The sequence below is a fragment of the Terriglobales bacterium genome (assembly GCA_035573675.1).
In the GTDB taxonomy this organism is placed as follows: Bacteria; Acidobacteriota; Terriglobia; order Terriglobales; family Acidobacteriaceae; genus DATMAB01.
This window is the reverse complement of sequence record DATMAB010000018.1, coordinates 268277-290944: the sequence shown is the minus strand read 5'-3', so window position 1 is coordinate 290944 and position 22668 is coordinate 268277. Positions and strand designations below refer to the sequence as shown.

At 64.5% G+C, this 22668-nt stretch carries 17 protein-coding genes; 10 read left to right on the top strand and 7 right to left on the bottom strand.

Annotation, left to right across the window (positions count from 1 at the left end; all coding sequences use genetic code 11):
* Nucleotides 1-378, bottom strand: a 378-nt coding sequence (locus VNK82_09275) for a M20/M25/M40 family metallo-hydrolase (protein ID HXE91140.1), incomplete at its 3' end; no start/stop codon positions are given.
* 156 nt (nt 379-534) lie between these two features.
* On the opposite strand from VNK82_09275, the gene VNK82_09270 reads away from it, so the two are divergent.
* Together VNK82_09270 and VNK82_09265 are read left to right on the top strand one after the other, a co-directional pair.
* Nucleotides 535-1173 (top strand): alpha/beta fold hydrolase, encoded by a 639-nt coding sequence (locus VNK82_09270; protein HXE91139.1) that lies wholly within the window; start codon nt 535-537, stop codon nt 1171-1173.
* Between the two features lie 1548 nt (nt 1174-2721).
* Entirely contained in the window at nt 2722-4053 is a 1332-nt protein-coding gene (locus tag VNK82_09265) for a DUF4147 domain-containing protein (GenBank protein ID HXE91138.1), read from the top strand.
* 211 nt (nt 4054-4264) lie between these two features.
* On the opposite strand, the gene VNK82_09260 is transcribed toward VNK82_09265, so the two are convergent.
* Complete coding sequence (locus VNK82_09260; GenBank protein HXE91137.1) at nt 4265-5146, bottom strand: MBL fold metallo-hydrolase; 882 nt, start codon at nt 5144-5146, stop codon at nt 4265-4267.
* Between the two features lie 923 nt (nt 5147-6069).
* Here VNK82_09260 and VNK82_09255 point away from each other — a divergent pair.
* The 6 genes from VNK82_09255 to VNK82_09230 all read left to right on the top strand — a co-directional run bounded on the left by VNK82_09255 (nt 6070) and on the right by VNK82_09230 (nt 13590).
* Nucleotides 6070-6939 carry an NAD(P)-dependent oxidoreductase gene (locus VNK82_09255; GenBank protein HXE91136.1) on the top strand — a complete coding sequence of 290 codons (870 nt, stop codon included), beginning with the start codon at nt 6070-6072 and terminating at the stop codon, nt 6937-6939.
* Nucleotides 6940-7030: 91 nt separating this feature from the next.
* A complete protein-coding gene (locus tag VNK82_09250) occupies nt 7031-7915 on the top strand; it encodes a fatty acid desaturase (protein ID HXE91135.1) in 885 nt (294 codons plus the stop codon).
* 70 nt (nt 7916-7985) lie between these two features.
* A complete protein-coding gene (locus tag VNK82_09245; GenBank protein HXE91134.1) occupies nt 7986-8891 on the top strand; it encodes a HAMP domain-containing sensor histidine kinase in 906 nt (301 codons plus the stop codon).
* Complete coding sequence (locus VNK82_09240; GenBank protein HXE91133.1) at nt 8888-9655, top strand: response regulator transcription factor; 768 nt, start codon at nt 8888-8890, stop codon at nt 9653-9655. The genes VNK82_09245 and VNK82_09240 overlap by 4 nt, the downstream gene beginning before the upstream one ends.
* 125 nt (nt 9656-9780) lie before the next feature.
* Nucleotides 9781-11535, top strand: a complete 1755-nt coding sequence (locus tag VNK82_09235; protein HXE91132.1) for a radical SAM protein — start codon at nt 9781-9783, stop codon at nt 11533-11535.
* A gap of 12 nt (nt 11536-11547) precedes the next feature.
* Entirely contained in the window at nt 11548-13590 is a 2043-nt protein-coding gene (locus tag VNK82_09230; GenBank protein HXE91131.1) for a protein kinase, read from the top strand.
* A 55-nt stretch (nt 13591-13645) separates the two neighbouring features.
* Here the strand turns inward: VNK82_09230 and VNK82_09225 are convergent, their stop codons facing one another.
* The 3 genes from VNK82_09225 to VNK82_09215 all read right to left on the bottom strand — a co-directional run bounded on the left by VNK82_09225 (nt 13646) and on the right by VNK82_09215 (nt 17463).
* Nucleotides 13646-15082, bottom strand: coding sequence for a serine protease (locus VNK82_09225; GenBank protein ID HXE91130.1), 1437 nt, complete (start codon nt 15080-15082; stop codon nt 13646-13648).
* A 151-nt stretch (nt 15083-15233) separates the two neighbouring features.
* Nucleotides 15234-16613: a Xaa-Pro peptidase family protein gene (locus VNK82_09220; GenBank protein HXE91129.1), complete on the bottom strand. Its 1380-nt coding sequence runs from the start codon at nt 16611-16613 to the stop codon at nt 15234-15236.
* A gap of 61 nt (nt 16614-16674) precedes the next feature.
* On the bottom strand, nt 16675-17463 hold the full coding sequence (locus VNK82_09215) for an SDR family oxidoreductase (GenBank protein HXE91128.1): 789 nt from the start codon (nt 17461-17463) through the stop codon (nt 16675-16677).
* A gap of 109 nt (nt 17464-17572) precedes the next feature.
* Here VNK82_09215 and VNK82_09210 point away from each other — a divergent pair, with 109 nt between their 5' ends.
* Together VNK82_09210 and VNK82_09205 are read left to right on the top strand one after the other, a co-directional pair.
* Entirely contained in the window at nt 17573-17977 is a 405-nt protein-coding gene (locus VNK82_09210; GenBank protein ID HXE91127.1) for a hypothetical protein, read from the top strand.
* Between the two features lie 72 nt (nt 17978-18049).
* Nucleotides 18050-18748, top strand: a complete 699-nt coding sequence (locus tag VNK82_09205) for an RNA polymerase sigma factor (protein ID HXE91126.1) — start codon at nt 18050-18052, stop codon at nt 18746-18748.
* A gap of 3 nt (nt 18749-18751) precedes the next feature.
* Here VNK82_09205 and VNK82_09200 read toward each other — a convergent pair whose 3' ends face one another.
* On the bottom strand, nt 18752-21241 hold the full coding sequence (locus VNK82_09200) for a sodium-translocating pyrophosphatase (protein ID HXE91125.1): 2490 nt from the start codon (nt 21239-21241) through the stop codon (nt 18752-18754).
* 168 nt (nt 21242-21409) lie between these two features.
* Nucleotides 21410-22666: an ABC transporter permease gene (locus VNK82_09195; GenBank protein ID HXE91124.1), complete on the bottom strand. Its 1257-nt coding sequence runs from the start codon at nt 22664-22666 to the stop codon at nt 21410-21412.
* Nucleotides 22667-22668: the final 2 nt, after the last annotated feature.

Here is a 22668-nt window from a genome sequence, read left to right as displayed (position 1 = left end):
GAGACTGTCGCGTTCCTCGCCGACCAGGAAGAGCAGCCCGGCGGCGAGGCCCTCGCTGCGCAAGCGTTGGGCGGCGGCGATCTGGGCGGCGATGATGCCCTTGGCGTCGCAGGCGCCGCGGCCGTAGATGCGCTCTTCGTCTTCGGAGGAAGAGATGAAGGGCGGGACCGTGTCCATGTGGGTGGAGAAGACCAGGGGAGGCCGCGCGGCCTCCGGGGGCGTGGCGTAGACGTTGAAACGACGGTCCTCGACCGGCATCAGTTCGACGTGATAGCCGGAAGTGGAGAGCATGCTGGCCAGGAATTCGGCGACGGCGGCCTCGTTGCCGGTGATGGACTCGATGTCCACGAGCTGGCGCGTGAGGCGGACGAGGTCCATGGGGGAAGAATAGCAGTTGGGAGTACCGAGTACCGAGTAACGAGTACCCAGTACCCAGTACCCAGTACCCAGTACCCAGAGGACCCTTCGCTGGTATCCTGCGAACGCGATGGTCGCAGGCGGACGACTGCGATCGACGATGGCGGATTGAGAACCGTGGGCAACGAGATCCGGTCTTTCTTCATCGAGGGTCCAGCGGGGCGGCTGGAAGCGCTGCTGAATACGGGCGATGAGAGCGCCACGCATGCGGCTGTGGTGTGCCACCCGCATCCGGTGTACGGCGGGACCATGCACAACAAGGTGGTGTATCACGCCGCCAAGGCGCTGAGCGAGTTCGGCTTCCCGGTGCTGCGCTTCAACTTCCGCGGCGCCGGGCTGAGCGAGGGCAGGCACGACGACGGGCGCGGCGAAGTGGACGACGTGCACGCGGCGCTTGAGTGGCTGGAGCAGGAGTTTACGCTGCCGGTGGTGTTCGCCGGCTTTTCCTTTGGGGCGGGCGTGGGGTTGCGGGCGGCGTGTCCGGATGCGCGGGTGGCGGCGGTGATCGCGTTGGGCACACCTGTAGAGGCAGCAGGCCGCGAGTACGGCTACGAATTTCTGCACGACTGCTCGAAGCCCAAGCTGTTCATCAGCGGGACCGAAGACCAGTTCTGCCCGCGCGAGCGGATCGAGAAGGTGGTGAAAGAGGCGGCGCCGCCGAAGGAACTGGTGCTGGTCGAAGGCGCGGACCATTTTTTTGAGGGACGGCTGGGAGAAGTGCAGAAGGCGATAAGGGAATGGGTGAAGAATCTGTGATCTGCGAACTGTGAACTGCGAACTGGAAAACCTCACCACGAAGGACACGAAGGCCGGCACGAAGCAAGAGAGAGAAACACAGGGGAAGACGTACGAGTTGGTTTAAGGGTCATTTCCCCACGTCTGCGCCGAAGAGCGTGGCGCAGACATGGGGCACCGTCGGCGTTCTACGGATAGAGGCACGTGCACCGGAGTGGTCGGGAGAGAGGTAGTGTCGTCCCTACGGGACTCTTTCCTATGCGACCAAGCTTCCCAGCACTTCCGTGCTGGGCTAACGAATTCCGTCCGCCTGCGGCGGACTGGACCTCGCGGATGCGACCGGCGGCGCGTCAGCGCTCCACGGATGCGGACACGTCTTTCCCCACGTCTGCGCCGAAGAGCGTGGCGCAGACATGGGGCACCGCAATACGATGCGCCGCCCGCCGAGGCGGGCTGGGTCAGGAGTGCTCCCTCGCACCTTGTCGCTCCAACACCGGGAGCGACAAGGGTGGGGCAACCTCGCGTTACCCCTCATTTCCTCACGTCTGCGCCGAAGAGCGTGGCGCAGACATGGGGCACCGTCAAGAACGTTTCACGTTTCGAGTTTCGCGGTCCCATGCGGTCGCTCCAGCCGCGGGAGCGACGCGGGTGGGGCAGCCGCACGATCTTTTTCCCACGTTTGCGCCCAACAGCAGGGCGCAAACATGGGGCACCTTCAGATGCGACCTACGCGGCCCTGCTCACTCGAAGGCTCGTCGGAGTAAGATGGTTTGCAATCATCGGTGCGGAAGCATGAAACGGTGGTACGCAGCGGTCGTAGCGGTGCTGGCGTTGATTCTTGCGACGTCGGAATCCGGGAGTCAGGGCAACCCGCGCGCAGCCGAGCAAACATTTGCCAGCCGGGATGGTGCGTTCGAGTTCAAGTATGCCGATTCTCTTGTCCTGTGCGGAAGAGACCTGGATCAGCCCGGTCTCTGGAGGCCAATCGAGTCCTGCACATCCTACATACCTCTCTGCCAGTACTCACCTGCGCACCCGGACAGCACGATAGCGTGCCTGGCCTACCCGGCCAGGGAGTACGAAGGCACGAACTTTGAAGGCGCGGCGTTGTCAGTGATGGAGCTCAAGGACGTCAGTACCCAGACGGAGTGCTTGAGGAGCCCGCCGGATTTGGCTGTATTCAACAGCCGTTTAGAAACAATCCATGGACTCCGATTCAGAGCATACGAGCGTGGGAGCGCGGCAACGGGTCACCACGCCAGTACGCATGTCTACAGGAGCTATCACAGGCAAAAGTGTTACGAAATGAACGTCACAATCGCAACTCAGCATGTAGATACTGAACCCCCACTCAAGGAATTCACTTCGCAGGACTTCGATCACGTATACCGCAGCCTGAAGCAAGTCCTTGATTCGTTTCGATTCCTGAAGTAACTCAGGAACCTCCCACCCTGTCGCTCCAACAGCGGAAGCGACAAGGGTGGGCAGCCGCGGGGTCTTTTTCCCACGTTTGCGCCCCAACAGCAGGGGCAAACAAGGGGCACCCAAGCCGTATAATCCCCGCCTACGATGTACGAAGAGACCGAACGCGAAGCGCCGGCGATCGAGATGCGGGCGGTAGCGCGCGCCATCTTCCAGGAGACGCTGGCGCAGTGCACCATCGCGCGGGCGTTCGAGCGGCACGTGAGCTGCCGGCGGGGCGTGCTGCGCATTGCGGAAGACCTGTACAACCTGGAGTCGTACAAGCGTACGTTCGTGGTCTCGATGGGCAAGGCGGCGCACGCCATGGCGGAAGCGCTGTTCGCCGAGGTGGGCGGGCTGGTGGAGGGAATCGCCGTGGGGACCACGCCGCCGCCTTCGCAGGTGATGGGATTCCGCTACTTCGAGGGCGGGCATCCGCTGCCCAACGCGGAGTCGGTGCGGGCAGCCACGGCCATCCTGCGCGCCTTGCAGGCGCAGGGGCTGGGGTCGCTGGTGATCTACATGATCAGCGGAGGCGGGTCGGCGGCGGTCGAGAAGGCGATCGACGAGGACATCTCGTTGGACGACCTGGTCGAGACGTATCGCGCGCTGGTGCACTGCGGCGCGCCCATCGCGGAAATCAATGCCATCCGCAAGCATCTTTCGGCGGTGAAGGGGGGACGCATGGCGCGCGCGGCGGCGGCGGCGCAGCAGGTCTCCGTGATGGTGTCGGACGTGCCCGAGGGCGCGCTGGACGCGCTGGCCTCAGGCCCGACCATGCCGGACTCTTCGACCGTGGAGGACTGCTATCGCGTAGCGCAACACTACGGCCTGGTTCCCGAACTGCCGCTTTCCGTGCGCTATCTGTTCGAGAAGCGGGCGCTGGAAGAGACGCCGAAGGCGGGCGACGAAGCGTTCCGGCGGGCGCGCTGGTGGCCGATCCTTTCCAGCGCGACGGCACAGGAGGCGGCGGGGGTGGCAGCGACGCGGCAGGGGTTCGTGGTGGACGTGGACAATCGCCCGGACGATTGGGATTACGAGCGTGCCGCCGACTACCTGCTGGGGAGGCTGAAGGAGATGCGCCAGAAGGCGGAGCGCGTCTGCCTGGTGTCGGTGGGCGAGGTGACGGTGAAAGTGGGGCCGCAAAGCGGCACCGGCGGCCGCAACGCGCAGTTCGCGCTCCATTGCGCAGAGAAGATTGCCGGCCAGAACGTCACCGTGTTGAGCGCCGGGACCGACGGGATCGACGGCAACAGCCCGGCGGCGGGAGCGGTGACGGATGGCACGACCGTGGCGCGGGCGCGCGCCCGGGGGCTGGATATCGAGGCTGCGTTGCGGGGCTTCGACGCGTACACGCTGCTGGAGGCGCTGGGGGACGTGATCGTCACCGGCCCGACGGGGACGAATGTGAGGGATGTGAGGGTGATGATGGCGTATTGAGGCGATTTGGAAGTTTGGAAATTTGGTAATTGAGTAATTTGGTGGTTGGAGAATCGAAGAATTGAATCAGTGAATCAGTCAATCATTGAGTCAGTGAAAGTCCTGGATTGAACATGGGGCGCAGACCGGAAAGCGGCCAGCCGAGAGCGGAAGGCCGAAACTGGAAAGCAGAGGCCGCAGAGCGGGAAGCCAGGAGCCAAGACCAAACAATCTAGAAGAAGCGCGTTACACCTTCCTCCAACACCACCACGCGATCGCTGACGCCGTGGCGGCGGGCTTCGTCGGCGAGGAACTGCAAGGGTTCGTGGAAGGGCTCGTGCGACAGGCGGAAGCTGCCATAGTGCATGGGTACCAGCCAGCGTGCGCCGAGATCGAGGAAGGCCTGCACGGCGTCGGCGGGGCTGGTGTGCACGGCGCGGAAGCTGGGCGGGTCGTAGGCGCCGATGGGCAGCAGGGCCAGGTCGGGACGCAGGCGGCGGCCGATCTCGCGGAAGCCTTCGAAGTAGGCGGTGTCGCCGGCGTGGTAGAGCGACTGGTGGCCGTTGCGCAGGACGTAGCCGCCGTATCCGCGATGCATGTCGGTGAGGACGCGCGCGCCCCAGTGGCGCGAGGGGACGTGAGTGATTTCGACACCGCCCAGGCGCCAGGTGTCCCACCAATCCATCTCGATGATCTCGCGGAAACCGAGGCGGCGAACCAGGTCGCGCACATCGCGCGGGACGACGATGGCGGGCGCGTGCCCGGTGAGCCGGCGGGTGGCGCGCGCGATGGCGCGCAGGGACGGCCGGTGCAGGTGGTCGAAATGGGCGTGAGTGACGAGAACGGCATCGATCGCGGGAAGGTCGGGGACGCGCAGGCCGGGACGCCGCAGGCGCTTGAGCACGAACAGCCAGCGGGCGAAGTTGGGATCGACGACCAGGTTCCGATGGCCGATCTGGATGAAGAAGGCAGAGTGGCCGATGAAGGTGAGGGCCAGTTCGCCGTTGCGCGCCAGGATGGGGCGGTGGGTGCGTCCGGTGCGCGGCGTGACCGCCGAATGGCGGATGAGGCGCGTGAAGTTGCGCGCCCGGCGGCGCAGAGGAACGTCCATCATAGATACAGATGTTGCCGGCCCAGCCGGCGATGCGGCGCCGAAGGCCGGAAAGTGGATGATACAGGAAAGTGGTTGTGATGCACGAGAGGAAGGGCGATCTCAGCGAGTCGGCCGTGCAGCCTAGCGGTTAGGCATTTGGTGAATCCGGGTAGGACCGAGTTTCCCTAACAGGCGAGCAACGAAGCGCTCGCCAGGGATTGGTGGTACCTCTTGGCCGTCCCTCGTTAGGATCGAAGCGCACACACGGACACACTCAGAGCAGATGAAGGCATTGTTGTCAGGTGCGGCGATGACAGACTCAAGTTCCTCGCCGACTTCTTGCAGAAGGAACACCTTGCAGGACCGGACATGGCAGTAGCCTACCGCTTCTCCCGGGGGTGACGCCACAGGTTCATTGAGAACTTCTTCCCATAAGGCGGTCGGCCGACCGGGAAGGGGTGAAAAAAGGCAACCCTACGGTCCCTCGACTCGCCCTCGCTTGCCCCCTCGTCCGCCATGGCGGACGAGCGGCCGCTCGGGCTCGCTCGGGGATGGCAATCAAAAATGGATGGATAACGGCACGGCTGAAGCCGTGCCCTGATACGAATCGAGAGAGGTAAGTGTCGTCCCTACGGGACTCCTTCCTACGTGACCAGTCTTCCCAGCACTTCCGTGCTGGGCTAACGGATTCCGTCCGCCTGAGGCGGACTGGATCCTATAAGGACCGCCGGTGCGTCGGGGCTCCACGGATATGGGCACCGTTGAGGTAGCTATCCCACGTCTGTGCCAAAAGGCGTGGCGCAGACGTGGGGCACCGTCGAGGTGGTGGGGCACCGTCGAGATGGCTCGAACCGGCAGCATCCGCGCACATTCAAGTTCGGCTGCTTGACCACGGGGCCACGCTCCTTTGTAATCGGAGATTCGATTTCCCGACAGGAGGAATCATGCGGATTGCGTTCCTTGGCATGGGCATCATGGGGCGGCCGATGGCGGCCAATCTGGTGAAGGCCGGACACGAAGTCACGGTGTGGAACCGGACGCCGGGGAAGGCACCGGAAGGAGCGCGTGAGGCGGCGTCGGCGCGCGAAGCGGCGCGTGACGCGGAAGTGGTGTGGATGTGCGTGCCGGATACGGCAGCGGTGGAGCAGGCCTTGTTCGGTCCGGAGGGAGCGGAGAGCTCGCTGCGGCCGGGCATGGTGGTGGTGGACTCGAGCACCATCTCACCGGAGGCCACGCAGCGCTTCGCGGAGCGGGTGCGCGGACGGGGCGCCGAGTATGTAGACGCTCCCATGACCGGTTCCAAGGCGGCGGCGGAAGCCGGCACGCTGATCTTCATCGTGGGAGGGAGCGAATCGGCGATCGAGAGGCTGCATCCGCTGTGGGGCGCGATGGGCAAGCAGGTGATCCGGATGGGGGGCACAGGTATGGGCCAGGCGGCAAAGCTCGGACAGAACCTGATGGTGGCCCTCGCGTACGAAGGCTTTGTCGAGGCGCTGACGCTGACACGCAGGCTGGGCGTGGCGCCGGATTCGTTCCTGGCGCTGGTGCGGTCGTCGATGGCGCGCTCCGGGGTGGTGGACTACAAAGCGCCGTTCGTCGAGCGGCGCGATTTCTCCCCCAACTTCCCGCTGCGGCTGATGCACAAGGACCTGCACCTGATGCTGGAAGCGGCGCGGCGGCACGGCGTGCGGCTGCCGGGCGTGGAGGCCGTGGACGCGGTGTACGAGGCAGCGAGTCGCGAAGGACACGATGATCTGGACTATGCGGCGACGTTGTTGATGATCGAGAAGTGGGCGGGGGCAGAGGCGGCGTAGAACAAGCAATTACAGAACTATTACAGATGGGGCGGCGGGGAGTTGGTAGGCTGAGCCATCGGTTGATGTGAGCCGACCCGCGAGCGAGGACATGGAACAGGAAACGGCGGCGCTGGAGAGGCCGAAGCAGATCAACTGGGTGACCGCTGTCTTCATGGCAATCTTCCATGCGGGGGCGGTGGCGGCGCTGTTCTTCTTCAGTTGGTCGGCGCTGGCGGTGGCGGTCTTCCTCTACTGGTTGGCGGGCAGCCTGGGCATCGGGATGGGATATCACCGGCTGCTGACGCATCGTGGATACAAGACGCCCAAGTGGGTGGAATATTTCCTGACCCTGTGCGGCGTGCTGGCGATGCAGGGCGGGCCGATCTTCTGGGTGGCGACGCACCGCATTCATCACCGCTTCAGCGACGTGGAGGGCGATCCGCATTCGCCGCGCGACGGCGGATGGTGGGCGCATATGGGATGGATCCTGACCGGGCGGGCGCTGCATCATGACGCCGCCATCCTGGCCAAGTACGCGCCCGACCTGGCGAGAGACCGCTTTCAGGTTTGGATCAGCAAGTATCACTACGCGCCGCAGGTCGTTCTGGGAATCGCTTTGTTGGCGGCGGGCGGGTGGCCGTGGCTGCTGTGGGGCATGTTCCTGCGCACGGTGCTGGCCCTGCACAGCACCTGGCTGGTGAATTCGGCGACGCACATGTGGGGCAGCCGGCGCTTCCAGACGCGCGACGATTCGACCAACAACTGGTGGGTGGCGTTGCTGAGCTTCGGCGAGGGCTGGCATAACAATCACCATGCGCATCCGACCTCGGCGCGGCACGGGCTGGCGTGGTATGAGCTGGACATGAACTGGATGGGCATCTGGACCTTGAAGGTGCTCGGCCTGGCGCGTGACATCAAGCTGGTGAAGCTGAAAGAACCGGCGAGAGAAGAAAGCGAAACCGTGCCGGCCTTGGCAGAAGCCGCAGGCGATTAGTCCGCCATCACCCCTCCCAAGCCTGCAGGGTACAATCCTTGCAGGCTCTTTCTCTTCTGCGGTCCTGGCGATGAACCTGCGCACACGACGCAAGTCGGTGGTGTTCTTCGTGACGCTCGGCGCCTGCCTGATCGCGGCGGCCGTGGCGCTGAACGTGAGCTGGATCGTGCTGCACTGGCGCACGCTGGGCTGGCTGCTGCTGGGCTCGATCCTGTCGCTGGCCATCATCGCGGGGCTGGTGCTGAACACCATCTTCCTGGTGCGGGAGATCCGGCGCAACGAACAGCACGACAGTTTCCTGAACGCGGTCACGCACGAGCTGAAGACGCCCATTGCATCGCTGCGGCTGTACCTGGAGACGCTGAAGTCGCGCGAGGTGGACGAGCAGCAGCGGCGGGAGTTCTACGACGTGATGCTGACGGACAGCGACCGGCTGCTGCGCACGGTGGAGCAGGTGCTGCTGGCGGCGCGCACCGGGCAGGCTGGCCGCAGCCTGGCGCGGACGCCGATCGACGTGGCGGAAGTGGTAGAGGAGTCGGTGGCGCTGGCGCGAACGGCATACAAGCTCAACCCGGAGGCGGTCCGCTTCCACGCCGCCAATGGACACGGCGCCCCGGTAGTGCTGGGAGACCGCAACGAACTGCACGCCGCATTCACCAACCTGATCGAGAACGCCATCAAGTATTCGCATCAAGGCGTGCAGGTGGAAGTGGAGGTGGCGACGCCGGACACGGAGCACGTGACGGTGCAGGTGCGGGACCGCGGCGTCGGCATCCCGCAGGACGAACTGAAGCGCATCTTCAAGCGCTTCCATCGCGCGCCGGGGCGACTGACCACGCGGGTGAAGGGCACTGGTTTGGGGCTGTTCATCGTGCGCTCGGTCATCGAGAAGCACGGCGGACGGGTGCGCGCGGAGAGCGCGGGTGCGGAGCGGGGCAGCACCTTCACGGTGCAGTTGCCGAGAGCGCGGGCATGAGCGCGGTGCTGATAGTCGAGGACGAAAAGCACCTGGCCAACGGCCTGCGCTTCAACCTGGAAGCGGAAGGCTATCGCGTGGAGCTGGCGGGGGACGGGGAGCGCGCGCTCGAACGGCTGAAGGCACCGGAGGCAAGCTACGACGCGGTCATCCTGGATGTGATGTTGCCGGGTGTGGACGGCTTCCAGGTGGCGACGGAACTGCGGCAGGCGGGCGTGTTCACGCCCATCCTGATGCTGACGGCACGCGGCCGGCCGGAGGACGTGCTGCGCGGATTCGAGGCGGGCGCAGACGACTATCTGCCCAAGCCCTTCGACCTGGCGATCCTGCTGGCCCGGCTGCGCGGCCTGCTGCGGCGGCATCGCTGGTCGCGGAAGAGCGGGGAAGAGGCGGCGCCCGCGAACGCCGGCACAAAGTCGCGTCCGGCCAACGGGCCGGAAGCGGATGAGTTCGTTTTCGACGGCAAGCGCATCGATTTCGGCGCTTTGGAGTTGCATGTGGCGGGCCAGGTGGTGCGGCTGACGGCCATGGAAGCGGAACTGCTGCGCTACCTGGTGCAGCACGCCGGCAAGGCCGTGTCGCGCAAGGCGATGCTGCGCGACGTATGGGGCTTGAGCGAGGAGACCGACACGCGGGCCATCGACAACTTCATCGTGCGGCTGCGGCGGTACATCGAGAAAGTGCCTTCCCGCCCGCAGCACCTGCTGACGGTGCGCGGGGTAGGCTACAGGTTCATTCCGGTCCCGGGGAAGCCTCCGGAGTAAAGGCCGCGCCCCGTTGCTTGAGCCCGCGGGCGGTGACCCGAGGCATTGATTTCGAGTAGAATCTGCGAGTTATAAGTAGTGGGGTTCCTGGGACCGGTTTCGTGCCGGTGGAAGGAGAACGTCCCATGACCGCCCCGCACCGCAATCGTCCGCATGATGGACAGGGCGTCGAGGTGAGCGCGCCGCGCGGCAAGCTGATCGTGCTGGCCGCCAGCGATTCCGAATCCTCCGAATACCTGCGCAGCACCTGGCGGCAGATGCTGCTGGCCACACTGCCCTATCGCTACGCCAAGTGGATGGGAACGGACTGGTCGCTGGCCAACGAACTGGCGGCCGACGGCCAGGCCAAGTACGTGCCCCACGGTCTGCGCGTGGTGGAAGCGCTGCTGCTGAAGAAGTTCACGCCGGAGCAGATTGCGGTCTGCTATCCCGACCAGTTGGAACTCTTCGTCGGTAGCGAAACGCGGGTGGTCGGCGTACACGCCCACAACCCGCTGGGCATCACGTTCGCCACCGACATCTACCCGATGCTGTACGGCGCCACCGCCGAGCCCATCAACGCCTACGAGTTCCGGCGCATGATCCTGCATCCGGCCATCTGGCGGCACAAGGAACATCTGAAGGTCATCGTGGGCGGGCCGGGCTCGTGGCAGATCGAGAAGAAGAACCTGCAGGACGAATGGGGCGTGGACTGCCTGGTGGACGGCGAAGCCGAAGACGCCGTCCTGCCGCTGTTCGAAGCAGCGGTGCGCGGCGAACCGCTGCCGCGCAAGGTGGAGTGCCACAGCCCGCGGCTCGACCACATTCCGCCCATCCAGCACCGCTCGACGTTCGGCGTGGTGGAGATCACGCGGGGCTGCGGGCGGGGCTGCCAGTTCTGCTCGGTGGCGCTCAGGGGAGGCAAGAGCATCCCGCTGGAGCAGATCCTGCACAACGTGCGCGTGCAGGTGGCCGAGGGCGCCGACACCATCCTGTTCACGACCGAGGACCTGTTCCTGTACGAGCAGGGGCCGAAGTTCCAGACCAATCGCACGGCGCTGAAGAAGCTGTTCGAATCGGTGGCCGCAGTTCCGGGCGTGAGGCACATCATGTTGACGCACGGCACCATCGCGCCGGTGGTGCTGGAGCCGGAGGTCATCGAAGAACTCTCGCCCATCGCCGTGCCCATGGCGGTGGGCCAGCACAAAGCCTCCACGCATCCGGACCACCGCTACGCCAACCTGTTCGTCGGGCTGGAGACCGGTTCGCCACGCCTGTTCACCGAATACATGAAGGGCAAGGGCTACCCGTTCCGTCCGGAGCAGTGGCCGGACGTAGTGTTGAAGGGGATGGAGATCCTGAACCGGCACAACTGGTTCCCGTTCTGCACCTGGATCATCGGGCTGCCGGGTGAGACGCGCGAGGACACCAAGCAGACGCTCGACCTTCTCTACTGCCTGAAGGACGCCAAGTGGTGCGCCATCCCCACGCTGTTCGTGCCGCTGGAAGACACGCGGCTGGAGAAACAGGAAAGCGCGAAGCTGGTGAGAATGACCGACCTGCAGTGGGAAGTGTTCTTCACCTGCTGGCGGTACAACCTGGACTTCTATCGCAACACTCCTTCCGTGCAACTGAAGTTCAACCTGGGCGTTCCGATCTATTACTACCTGCTGGGGCGGCGGCTGTTCGGTCCGGAGATGAAGTATCCGCTGTTCCGGCTGGGCCACTTTCCGGAACGCTTTCTGCGGCGCAAGCTCTACCTGGACTTCAGCGGAGGCACGAAGGCACGCTATCGCGTTCCCGAGTCCGTTCCCGTGCCGGAGCACCATTCGCGGCCGGCATTGCCGGAACTGGTGCCACTCGGGGGAGCGCTGAGTGCGGGAGCGAGCGCGGACGACTAAGTTCTTCAGGCAATCTGCGGCTGCCCCACGTTTCCGCTGCTGCGGAGGATAATCCTGACCATAATCGGGCAACAGCTCGGTCACTATCGCATCGAGGCGCAGATCGGCGCGGGCGGCATGGGTGTAGTGTATCGGGCGCAGGATGAGAGCCTGGGCCGCGCGGTGGCGCTGAAGCTGGTGGGCGAGCGCTTCCTGGCTGACCGCAAAGCTCGTAAACGTTTGATTGACGAGGCGCGGAATGCCTCCGCTCTGAACCATCCCAGCATCTGCACCATCTTCGAGGTCGGAGAAGCCGACGGTCACACCTACATCGCCATGGAGCATGTGGAAGGGCGCACGCTCAGCAGCATGGTCCTGGGGCAGGGGCTGCCGCCGGAAACGCTGCTGCGCTACGCGGTGCAGATTGCCGATGCGCTGGCGCATGCGCATCAGCGTGGCGTGATCCATTGTGACTTGAAAAGCGCGAACGTGATGATCACGCCGGAGGGGCGCGCCAAGGTGCTGGACTTCGGCCTGGCGAGGCGAGAGCGGGAACAGGAGATCGAGGAGGCGACACGCTCACGCATGTCGCTGACGGAAGCCAAGACGGTAGCGGGCACGCTGCACTACATGCCGCCGGAGGTGCTGCGCGGCCAGGCGGCGGATGAGCGCTCCGACATCTGGTCGCTAGGGGTGATGCTGTACGAGATGGCGGCCGGCCGGCTGCCGTTCACGGGAGCGACCACCTACGAGCTGAGTTCGGCCATCCTGCGGGAGCCGTTACCAGCGCTTCCGGCAAACACGGGAAGCGGGTTGCGGGCGGTGGTGCAGCGCTGTTTGAAGCGCGAGCCGGGGGAGCGTTACCAGAAAGCCAGCGAAGTGCGGGCGGCGCTGGAGACGCTGGAGTCGAGCACCGAGGTGACCGTTCCGGTGCGTCCGGCAGGAGAACGCCGACGCGTCCGGTGGTGGGCGGTGGCTGGTGCGGCCCTGCTCAGTGCCGCAGCGATGATTGCGGTAGTGATTGGTGAAATGCCATTCAAGGCCGGGGTCGCTCCTGTCGCGAAGCGCGACCCAATGTTGGACTCGGACGGCAAACCGTCTGCACATGAAGAAGCCAATGAATACTTCCAAAAAGGACTGTTGTTTCTGAACACGCAATTCCAGGTGCCGCGGGCGCGAGAAATGTTTGAACGGGCACTGGTAATTGATCCCCGTTTCGGCAAGGCGCGAGCGGTTTATGGGTTCTCTTTCGTGCTCCTGGTCGAGGGTGGCTACTCGAACGATTCCGCCCTGCTCTACCGGGCGGAAGCAGAAGCGCGGCGTGCGCTGCAAGACGACCCTACGGCCCGGCAGGCACGAATCACGCTGGCGGGCGTCTATCTGCTGCAAGGACGCAAAGAGATGGTTCCTGGGGAACTTGAGCAGGTATTTCAACTCGACCCGGGTTCCGGGCTGCCGGCCACGATGTGGGGGCTGCTTTACCACAGGTTCAATGGGGACTACGGGCGTGCGGAAGAGCTAGCCAAAGAAATGCTTGCCGGCAAGCCGACGTTTTTCCCGGCCCGCACCTACTTGGGAGAGATGTTGCGCGAGCAGGGCAAGCTGGAGGACGCCATTCGCGAGCAGGAAAAGGTATTGGAGCAGGACCCGACCAATATTCTGGCTCTCGGCCACCTCAGCCGCACCTACCTCGACCTGGGAGACACGGCCAAGGCGCGGGCGACGCTTGAACGTGTGAAGCCGGAAGACCGCCAGAACTACCGCGTCCGGCTCGCGCGCGCCCTGGTGCTGGCCCGGGAAGAAAAACAAGCGGAGGCGCTGAAGGAGATGGACGCCGAAGTGGAAAGGTATGCCGGAGCCCACTCGCTCATGAATGCCCAGGCGGCTGCCTTCTATGCGGCAGTGGGGGAGAAGGAAAGGGCCTTGGAGTGGCTCGACCGTGCCGTGCGCAATGGAGATGAACGAGCGGAGTATTTCCAGCGCGACCCGCTGTTGGCCGGCATTCGCGACGAACCACGGTTCAAACAGGTGCTGGAGTCCATCGCCTACCGGCGCCAGCAGAGAGTGGGGAAATGAGCGGTCCGGTTTGAGCGATTCGGAATCAGCTCTGCTCGTCCCCGACGTGAGCTCGCTACTCCGTGATCTTCACAAACGTCCGCCAGATTGGACGCGTCTCCAGGACCACGTCGAAGCGATAGACTCCCGGGGAGACGTTAGCGATATCCACGTCCCACGTGCTGTACGACGATGTGCCCGGATTCAGGCGCAGCGTTCCGGGTTTAGCCTGGTTGACCAGACGGTTGTTAACGTCGTAGATGAGCAGGGAACTCTTGCCCTTGCGCTTCTCCTGGGGTCTCCAGAGCACGTAGACGGTGATTTTCTGGTCGCGGCGCGAGTATTCCCATCGCTCATCGACCGGCAGGGCAAAGGGAGCGCGCTTGTCCAATGCGCGAGCCACAGTCCCGCGATCGACGTTGCGGTCGCCCTCGAGCGCGGGAATGAAATAACCAGCGGCGGCCATATCGAGCAGGCTCCTTCCGCCCGACGTGCGGCTGGTTTCGGGAACCAGGTCAATAGGAACCGCAGTCACGCTGCGAAAAGCAACGTTCTGACTGGCCATGTTGCCCGGAAACGCACTCCAGTGGCTGGAGAGCGAGCTGATTCCGGGGATGACGGCCCCACCCATTACGCCGATTACCTCGCCATATTCATTCAGCAGCGGCGAGCCGACTGCACGCGTTGACAAGTGGTGGGAAACCGTGAGGCGCCCGCCGGCGTCCGGAAATCTCTGTGCGCCCTGGATGTCGGCATCGACAATGTTGCGACCGCCCGTGGCAGGAGCTTCGAGCGTGAAGCAGCGATCCCCAACCTGCCAGGACTTGGCGGGAGCCCGCGGCAGCGGAGGAGGCGAGCCACCGTCAAGACGCAGCAGCGCCCAGTCCTGCCAACGGTTGAAGTTCGCCACCAGGCTGACAGGAATGCGACGGCCATCGGCGGTGACCGCCATCAATGCGCTCGCACCGTCGATGACCTGAAAAGCCGTCAACACCAAGCCATCACCGAAGACGAAGCCCGAGCCGGTGCCTGTCGTGCGGCCGGTGGAATCCAGCCGCTCCAGGAGCACGGTTGAAGCCAGAGCACGCTGGTAGATCTCCGAGACCGGAAGCAAGCGGCGCGAAGGCGTCTGCTCAGCCGGCTTGGGTTCGGCGACGATCTGGAAAGCGTGCGTTCCGGCGTGCTCGCCATCCACGTACGCCTCGAGCGCCCACAGCCCAGGTGCGGTGCCATCGGTCAGCGTAAGGGACCAGTAGGCGCCAAAGCGTTTCTGCCGCGCCTCATAACTGAAGTCGGAGAGCACGACCACCTTGCCCTCCGGATTCTTCCATCTGCCTTCGAAGCGATGGCTGCCCAATGGGCCGTCCCATTCGAAGTAAACGATGACGTGCCGGTCGTCCTTCAGGCTGAAAGTCGTACGTGGATCTTCGACGGTGTAGCGGCCGTTCTGCTCGGAGCCGTGAGACCCAGAGATGGAGCGCACCAGACGGAAGCGCGGCTCCGAAGCCGGCACGGCACCGGCCGATTGCGCCGCGAGATGAGCGGGGAGAGCGGCAGAGATGCAAAGATAACCTGCGAAACCAAATACGATGGAAGCAATACGGGGCCCAATGCGAGTCACTCCTGCAGCGGGCATGGGTTAAAGTCGTTCCTCCTCGACGTGGTTAGATCGTGATCCAGCACCACTCTTTCGTCAGCGGGGTCTGGTTGAACTGTTCGCCGCCCGTCTTCGTCACCCGCACCAGGTTGGAGTGGTTGTAGCCGAAGCCGCCCTCCGGATTGTAGAGGCCGGGCTCGTTGGAGAAGGTCATGTTCTCTTCCAGCACCATGGTGTCGCCGAGGGCGAGGTAAGGAGCCTGATGGCCTTCACTGCCTTCTCCGTGGGCGGGTCGATGATAGACGTATTTTTCCAGGCCCGCATCCTTGGCCAGCTTGAGCACACCTTCACCGACAACGTTGCAGGGCGTGCCCGCCTTCATGAGCTTCTGCTGCTCGAGGGTCATGGCGGTGTGCACTTCCCACATCTTGCGGTGGAGGTCGCCTACGCCGGGGCCGGCGATCTGCATGGCGCGATAGCCTTCGCCGCCGTAGCCGCCGATGCGGACGCCGGCGGCGATCTGGATGGCGTCGCCGCGCTCGATCTTCTTAAAGAAGAACTGGTTGGGGTGGGGGTAGGCGGTAGAGACGCCGGTGCGGCAGCCGAATCCGACATCGACGCCGACGCCGGTATGCGGCCGCCCGTCGAGCTTGAGGTACTTGCTGAGTTCGGCAGCGCCGAAGCCGCTGGCGGCGTGGCCGACTTCGAAGTCGGTGGCGTCGGTCCCGTAGGCCAGGATGTAGCTGCGGGCGAAGTCCATCATGCGGTCGTGCAGCGCGATGCCTACGCGGCAGAGCGCCAGCTCTTCCTCGGTCTTGACCTGGCGCATGCGCAGGAGCGTGTCCGCAACCGTCTTCCACTCGGCTTTCATCTGCGGCGTGGTCTTGCGCAGTGAGGCGGCTTCGTCGTCCGACAGGCGCGCCTCGAACCCGATGCGGCTGGAGCCGTGGCCGCGCTTCTCCAGCCCTTCGAGCATCCAGGCGAACAGATCGGCGGTGGGCCCGGCCGTCCACACCACCCGGTTGTAGGGGCCGTGATGGTGGTAGTCGAAATACCATTCGCCATCCTTGATCCACCAGGTCTGCCACAGGTCGCGGTCGAGGCCGGGATAAAAGATGGCCGGGTCGCCTTTCGCGGGCACGAACAGCCAAATGGCGCGCTCGGTGGTGGTGGCAAAGGCGCCGGTGAGGTACTGGATGTTGTCGGAACTGGTGATGACGGCGCCATCGAGCTTCTGTTCCACGAGCTTCTGCTGGAAGCGGCGCGTGGTCGCCTGGTACCACTCGGCAGGAAGACGGAAGGGACCGGTGAGCGGTGGATACTCCGTGGTGGGGAGCTTTCCGGCCTGGTTCTCGGCGCGCATCATGGCGCGCGCCGTATCGGGCGCAGCCAGCGCCGCGCCGGCCAGGGCGACCGACGACGACTTCAGGAACTTGCGACGTTGCATCAGCGAGTCTCCTCTCTGGTTAGGGCGCAGACATTCTACTCTGCAGGAAGCACATTCCAGGTCACAAGCCACGGTAGCTGCCACCATCGACCAGCAGCGTTTGCCCGGTGATGTAGGAAGCGCGCTCGGAGGCCAGCCAGACGATGGCGTCGGCGACTTCTCGCGGCTCTCCGATGCGGCGCAGGGGGACGTCGGTGGCCCAGCGCTCGTACATCTGCTGCACGCTGATGCCGGCCGCCAAGGCGCGCGTGGCTGCGAGCTCCCGCAGGCGGTCGGTGGCGGTGTATCCGGGAGCGACGTTGTTGACGGTGATGCCGTCCTTGCCGAACTCATTGGCCAGGCTCTTCACCAGCCCTACGACCGCGGCGCGTACGGCGTTTGAGAGCACCAGGTCCGCGATGGGCTGCTTGACTGAGACCGACGTGATGGTGATGAGGCGTCCCCAGCGATTGCGCTGCATGTGAGGCAACACGGCGCGAGCGAAGTGCACCACGCTGAGAAAGTTCTGCGCTACGGCCTTTCGCCAGTCGTCCTCCGAGGTGGAGAGGAAGTTTTTGGCGGGCGGGCCGCCGGCGTTGGTGACGCACACGTCGAGGCGCCCGAACTCGCGGGCCACCGACTCGACAAAGCGCGCCACGGCTTCAGCGTCGGTGACATCGAGGGCCTGCGCGAACACGCGGGCGCGGTGCTGGCGGCGGATCTCCTCGGCGGTGGACGCCAGGGTCTTTTCGTTGCGGGCGCACAGGGCAACGCTGGCGCCTTCCGCCGCGAAGGCTTCGGCGGCGGCGCGGCCCATCCCCTGGCTGGAGGCGGCGACGATGACGGCGCGGGCCTTCAATCCGGTGTCCATGAGGAAGGGAGATTATGCCAGAGTTTTGCCGTGCCTCCGGCCTCCGGGCGGGTTCGGTGCGCTTCCATAGCGCACCGTATAATCGGTGTGATTCCTTTGTGAGGACCTCATGTTTTCCTATGCGCGTGGCGCTCTGCTTTTCCTGGTGATCCTGCCGGCCGGATCGCCGGCTTTGGCCCAGGAGCCGCAAGAACCGCCGGATACCAGCGCCGAGATGTCCGCGACGCCACTGGAGCCGCAGTTTCCCCCGGGTCGCCGGCGTGAGAAGGATCCGCAGCAGATCGAGATGGAGCGCCGCCAGGCCAAGGCGCTGAACAAGCAGCGGCACGAAGAGCTGAAGAGCGACACCGAGAAACTCCTCGGGCTGGCCGAGCAACTCAAAGAGTACGTGGACAAGACCGACGAAAACATGCTCTCGCTCGACGTCATCAAGAAGGCCGAGGAGATCGAGAAGCTGGCCAAGCGGGTGCGCGAGAAGATGAAGGGCTACTACGGCCCGGTCATCAAGCCCTGAGGGCCCCGCCCGCAGAAAAAATCTGTAACCTCGAGGGCGGCGAGTCGCTCTCTTGCATACAGGAGATCAGTCATGCCTGAGGAGCAGGTGGTGACGGTGGGCGCGGCTGCCCATCTGAGCGACGAAGAGATCGTCGCGCGCGTGTTGGCGGGCGACCGGGCGCTGTTCGAGATCCTGATGCGGCGTTACAACCAGCGCCTGTATCGCGTGGCGCGGGCCATCCTGCGCGAGGACGCGGAGGCGGAGGACGTCATGCAGGAAGCCTACGTGCGCGCCTACGAGCATCTGGACCAGTTCGCCGGGCGCGCCAAGTTCTCCACCTGGCTGACCAAGATCGCCGTGCATGAGGCGCTGGCCCGGGCGCAGAAGCGCGGCCGTTTCGACGGGCTGGATTCCATTGCGGATTTGGAAGGAGACATCATGGCGAGCCTCAGCAAGCCCGAGCAGACACCCGAACGAGCGGCCGCCCAGGGGGAAACGGCCCGGCTGCTGGAGCAATCCATCGAGGCGCTGCCGGCCGCCTACCGGTCGGTGCTGGTGCTGCGAGACGTGGAAGAGATGAGCACGGCGGAGACGGCCGAGGCGCTGGGCCTCACGGAGTCCAACGTGAAGATACGCCTGCACCGCGCGCATGCCCTGCTGCGGAGGGAACTTTATGCGCGCGCGGGCGCGAAGAGCGTGGACGCGTTCCAGTTCCACGCTTCGCGTTGCGACCGAGTGGTGGAGAACGTGATGGCGCGCATCGCGATGCAGCCGGCAGGGCGCGCCTAAGCTCTAGGGTACACCCGGCGTCGTTCCGATCATCTCTGGCTTTGTTTCGGCGGCGTGGGTGATGCGCATGCCGTAAAACGACCGGTAGACGAAGAACACCGAAACGGCAAAGAACGCGGCGGCCAGCACATGGCTGGCGGCGGCGCCGGCATCGTAGGTCAGCTTGACGGCCAGTTCCACGGCCAGCAACCCGAACAGCGTGGTGAACTTGATGATGGGGTTCATGGCCACCGACGAGGTGTCCTTGAAGGGATCGCCCACCGTGTCGCCCACCACGGTCGCGTCGTGCAGGGGCGTGCCCTTCTGCTTCAGTTCGACCTCGACGATCTTCTTGGCGTTATCCCAGGCGCCGCCGGCGTTGGCCATGAAAATGGCCTGGTAGAGGCCGAAGATGGCGATGGAAATCAGGTAGCCGATGAAGAAGAACGGCTCCACGAAGGCGAAGGCCAGCGTGCCGAAAAACACTGCCAGAAAGATGTTGAACATGCCGCGCTGCGCGTACTGCGTGCAGATGTGGACGACCTTCTTGCTGTCCTCGACCGAGGCCTTTTCCACGCCTTCCAGCCTGATGTTGGCCTTGATGAACTCCACGGCGCGGTAAGCGCCGGTAGTGACGGCCTGGGTGGAGGCGCCCGTGAACCAGTAGATCATGGCGCCTCCGGTGATGAGGCCGAGCACGAAGGGAGCATGCAGCAACGAGAGCAGTTCCTTGTTCACCGTGAGGCCCTGCGTAAGGGCCATGATGATGGAGAAGATCATGGTGGTGGCGCCCACGACGGCGGTCCCGATGAGCACCGGCTTGGCCGTGGCCTTGAACGTGTTGCCGGCGCCGTCGTTTTCCTCCAGCATGTGCTTGGCGCGATCGAAGCTGATGTCGAAGCCGTGTTCCTTGCGGATCTCCTCCTTCACGCCGGGGATCTGCTCGATGAGCGACAGTTCGTAGATGGACTGCGCGTTGTCCGTGACCGGGCCGTAGGAATCGACGGCGATGGTCACCGGGCCCATGCCCAGGAAGCCGAAGGCGACCAGGCCGAAGGCGAACACCGGCGCCGCCACCATCACGCTTTCCAAGCCCTGCGAGGCCACCAGGTAAGAGATGGCCATGAGCGTGACCATGGAGAGGCCCAGCCAGTATCCGGAGAAGTTGCCGGCCACAAAGCCGGAGAGGATATCCAGCGAGGCGCCGCCCTCGCGGGCCGAGGTCACGATCTCCTGCACGTGACGGGATTGCGTCGAGGTGAAGACCTTCACCAGCTCGGGGATGAGAGCGCCGGCCAGGGTGCCGCAGGAGATGATGCTGGCCAGCTTCCACCACAGGCTGCCATCGCCGCCGAGCTCCGGAATAATGAAGTAGGAAACGACGTAGGTCAGCGCGATGGAGACGAAGGAAGTAAGCCAGACCAGCGTGGTGAGCGGGGCCTCGAAGTGCATCTCGGTAGCGTGGCCGTAGCGCGCCCGCGCTACCAGGTCGTTCAGAAAGTACGCGCCCGCACTGGCGACCAGCATCATGATGCGCATGAGGAAGATCCACACCAGGAGCTGCACCTGGACGACGGGATCCTTGACCGCCAGCAGAATGAAGGTGATCAGGGCCACGCCGGTAACGCCGTAAGTCTCGAAGCCGTCGGCGGTGGGGCCTACCGAGTCGCCGGCGTTGTCGCCGGTGCAATCGGCGATGACGCCGGGGTTGCGGGCGTCGTCTTCCTTGATCTTGAAGACGATCTTCATCAGGTCGGAGCCGATATCGGCGATCTTGGTGAAGATGCCGCCGGCGATGCGCAGCGCGGCCGCGCCCAGCGATTCGCCGATGGCGAAGCCGATGAAGCAGGGGCCGGCGTAGTCGCCGGGCACGAACAGCAGGATGAACAGCATGATGAGCAGCTCGACGCTGATCAGCAGCATGCCGATGCTCATCCCCGCCTTGAGCGGGATGGCATAGATGGGGAAGGGCTTGCCGCCCAGGCTGGCGAACGCCGTGCGCGAGTTGGCAAAGGTGTTCACGCGGATGCCGAACCAGGCCACGCCGTAGCTGCCGCCGATGCCCACCAGGCTGAAGAGCAGGATGATGACCACACGGATGGCCTCGAACTTCAGCAACACGCCGAAGTAGAGGACGATGACGGCGGCGATGAACGCTTCCAGCACTAGGATGAACTTGCCCTGGGTGACGAGGTAGGTCTTGCAGGTCTCATAGATGAGCTCGGAAATGTCGCGCATGGCGCGGTGCACGGGCAGGTTCTTGAGCTGCATGTAGATGACCAGGCCGAACACCAGTCCGAGGATGCAGAACAGGATGCCCACCAGCAGCAGGCGGTGGCCATCCACGCCCAGGAAGTGGACCTGGGAGACGTCGGGCAGAATCAGGGACGCTTCGCCGCCGGGCTGGTGCTCCGGGGTTTGGGCGAACGCGGGCGCTGCCAGAAGCGCCAGCAGCGAGAGAGCCACGATGAGGGCCTTGGCAGGGCGGACAAGCGCCGCCGGGACCGTGCGCATAGTACCTCCGAAATCCAACCTCATGTAGGGGTGTGACGCGCTTCCACTAGAAGGGAACAGAGGTAGCTTGGCCGCGCCGCGCGTCCCCCAGAGCACGCGGCACTGGCGGGACGAAACATTTTTATAGCACCGGGCCTCGGGGGCGGTCAACGCGAGGCGCCCGATCCGTCATTCGTAACGCAAGGCTTCAATGGGGTCGAGCCTGGCCGCTTTGAGCGCCGGCCAGAAGCCGGACGCCACGCCGACCAGCGTCAGAATCACAAACGAGATGGCCATCACAGAACCGGAGGCGCGCAGGATGATATCGCCCTCGTTGTTGGGCGTCTTGTAGAAGTCGCTGTAGAGCGGCATGGGCGGGATGATGTGGGTAAGGGCGATGGCCAGCAGCATGCCGATGAGCCCGCCGGCGAAGGTCAGCACCAGCGACTCGATGAGGAACTGCATCAGGATGTGGCGCGGGCGGGCGCCGATGGCCTTGCGCAGCCCGATCTCGCGCGTCCGCTCAGTCACCGAAACCAGCATGATGTTCATCACCCCGACGCCACCCACCCCCAGCGTCATGGCGCCAATCAGGCCCATCAGGACCTCCAGGGCGATGGCGAACTGCCGCATCTCGATGTTGTTCTCCACCGTATTCCAGACCGGCGTGGCCTTCTCATCGTTGGGATGGAAATGGTGGCGGCGCGCCAGGACGGCACGGGTGGCCGCGATCGCCTTCAGGTGCACGGCCTCGTCCACCGGCTGAATCAGGATCATGTCGGGGTCGCGGATGCTCATCAGGCCGCGCAGGGTCACGTAGGGGACGAAGGCGCAGTCGTTATCCTGGCAGTTGTTGGAGCTGTCCTGGATCTTCAGGCGCAGCATGCCGATGACTTCGAACTGGCTCCCGTTGATGCTCACGAACTCACCCACCGGGATGCGGTTGCCGAAGACCTTCTTGGCGGCATCCGGACCGAAGATGACCACGCGGCGCTGTTCGATGAAGTCGCTTTCCTGGAAGTAGCGGCCGTGCTCGACATCGAGCTTGCGCATCTCGCCATAGGGGTATTCGACGGCCTTCACCATCACCGAGACGACGCGATTGTTGTACTTGAAGCCGAAGTTGTCGTCATATTCGGCGCTAGCGTTCTTGACCAGCGGCACTTCTTCGCGGATGGCCTGCACGTCCTCGAAGGTGAAGCGGATGCGCTTGCCGGCGCGCTGGCCTCCGGCCTGCATGCTGGTCTGGCCTCCCCAGAAGTGGACCACATTGTTGCCGATGCCCAGCATGGCGTTGATGACGCTGTCGCCCAGCCCCTGTCCGTAGGCCAGCAGGATGACCACCGAGGCCAGCCCCCAGACGATGCCCAGCATGGTCAGGGCGGAACGCAGGCGGTTGCGCATCAGCGAATGCCAGCCCTGCACGATGGTTTCTCTCAGCAGCATAG

Excerpts from the sequence above, each read along its gene's own strand:
- VNK82_09265 (HXE91138.1), top strand. The coding sequence starts at position 2,722 with ATGTACGAAGAGACCGAACGCGAAGCGCCGGCGATCGAGATGCGGGCG.
- VNK82_09260 (HXE91137.1), bottom strand. The coding sequence starts at position 5,146 with ATGATGGACGTTCCTCTGCGCCGCCGGGCGCGCAACTTCACGCGCCTC.
- VNK82_09255 (HXE91136.1), top strand. The coding sequence starts at position 6,070 with ATGCGGATTGCGTTCCTTGGCATGGGCATCATGGGGCGGCCGATGGCG.
- VNK82_09250 (HXE91135.1), top strand. The coding sequence starts at position 7,031 with ATGGAACAGGAAACGGCGGCGCTGGAGAGGCCGAAGCAGATCAACTGG.
- VNK82_09245 (HXE91134.1), top strand. The coding sequence starts at position 7,986 with ATGAACCTGCGCACACGACGCAAGTCGGTGGTGTTCTTCGTGACGCTC.
- VNK82_09240 (HXE91133.1), top strand. The coding sequence starts at position 8,888 with ATGAGCGCGGTGCTGATAGTCGAGGACGAAAAGCACCTGGCCAACGGC.
- VNK82_09235 (HXE91132.1), top strand. The coding sequence starts at position 9,781 with ATGACCGCCCCGCACCGCAATCGTCCGCATGATGGACAGGGCGTCGAG.
- VNK82_09220 (HXE91129.1), bottom strand. The coding sequence starts at position 16,613 with ATGCAACGTCGCAAGTTCCTGAAGTCGTCGTCGGTCGCCCTGGCCGGC.
- VNK82_09215 (HXE91128.1), bottom strand. The coding sequence starts at position 17,463 with ATGGACACCGGATTGAAGGCCCGCGCCGTCATCGTCGCCGCCTCCAGC.
- VNK82_09210 (HXE91127.1), top strand. The coding sequence starts at position 17,573 with ATGTTTTCCTATGCGCGTGGCGCTCTGCTTTTCCTGGTGATCCTGCCG.
- VNK82_09205 (HXE91126.1), top strand. The coding sequence starts at position 18,050 with ATGCCTGAGGAGCAGGTGGTGACGGTGGGCGCGGCTGCCCATCTGAGC.
- VNK82_09200 (HXE91125.1), bottom strand. The coding sequence starts at position 21,241 with ATGCGCACGGTCCCGGCGGCGCTTGTCCGCCCTGCCAAGGCCCTCATC.
- VNK82_09195 (HXE91124.1), bottom strand. The coding sequence starts at position 22,666 with ATGCTGCTGAGAGAAACCATCGTGCAGGGCTGGCATTCGCTGATGCGC.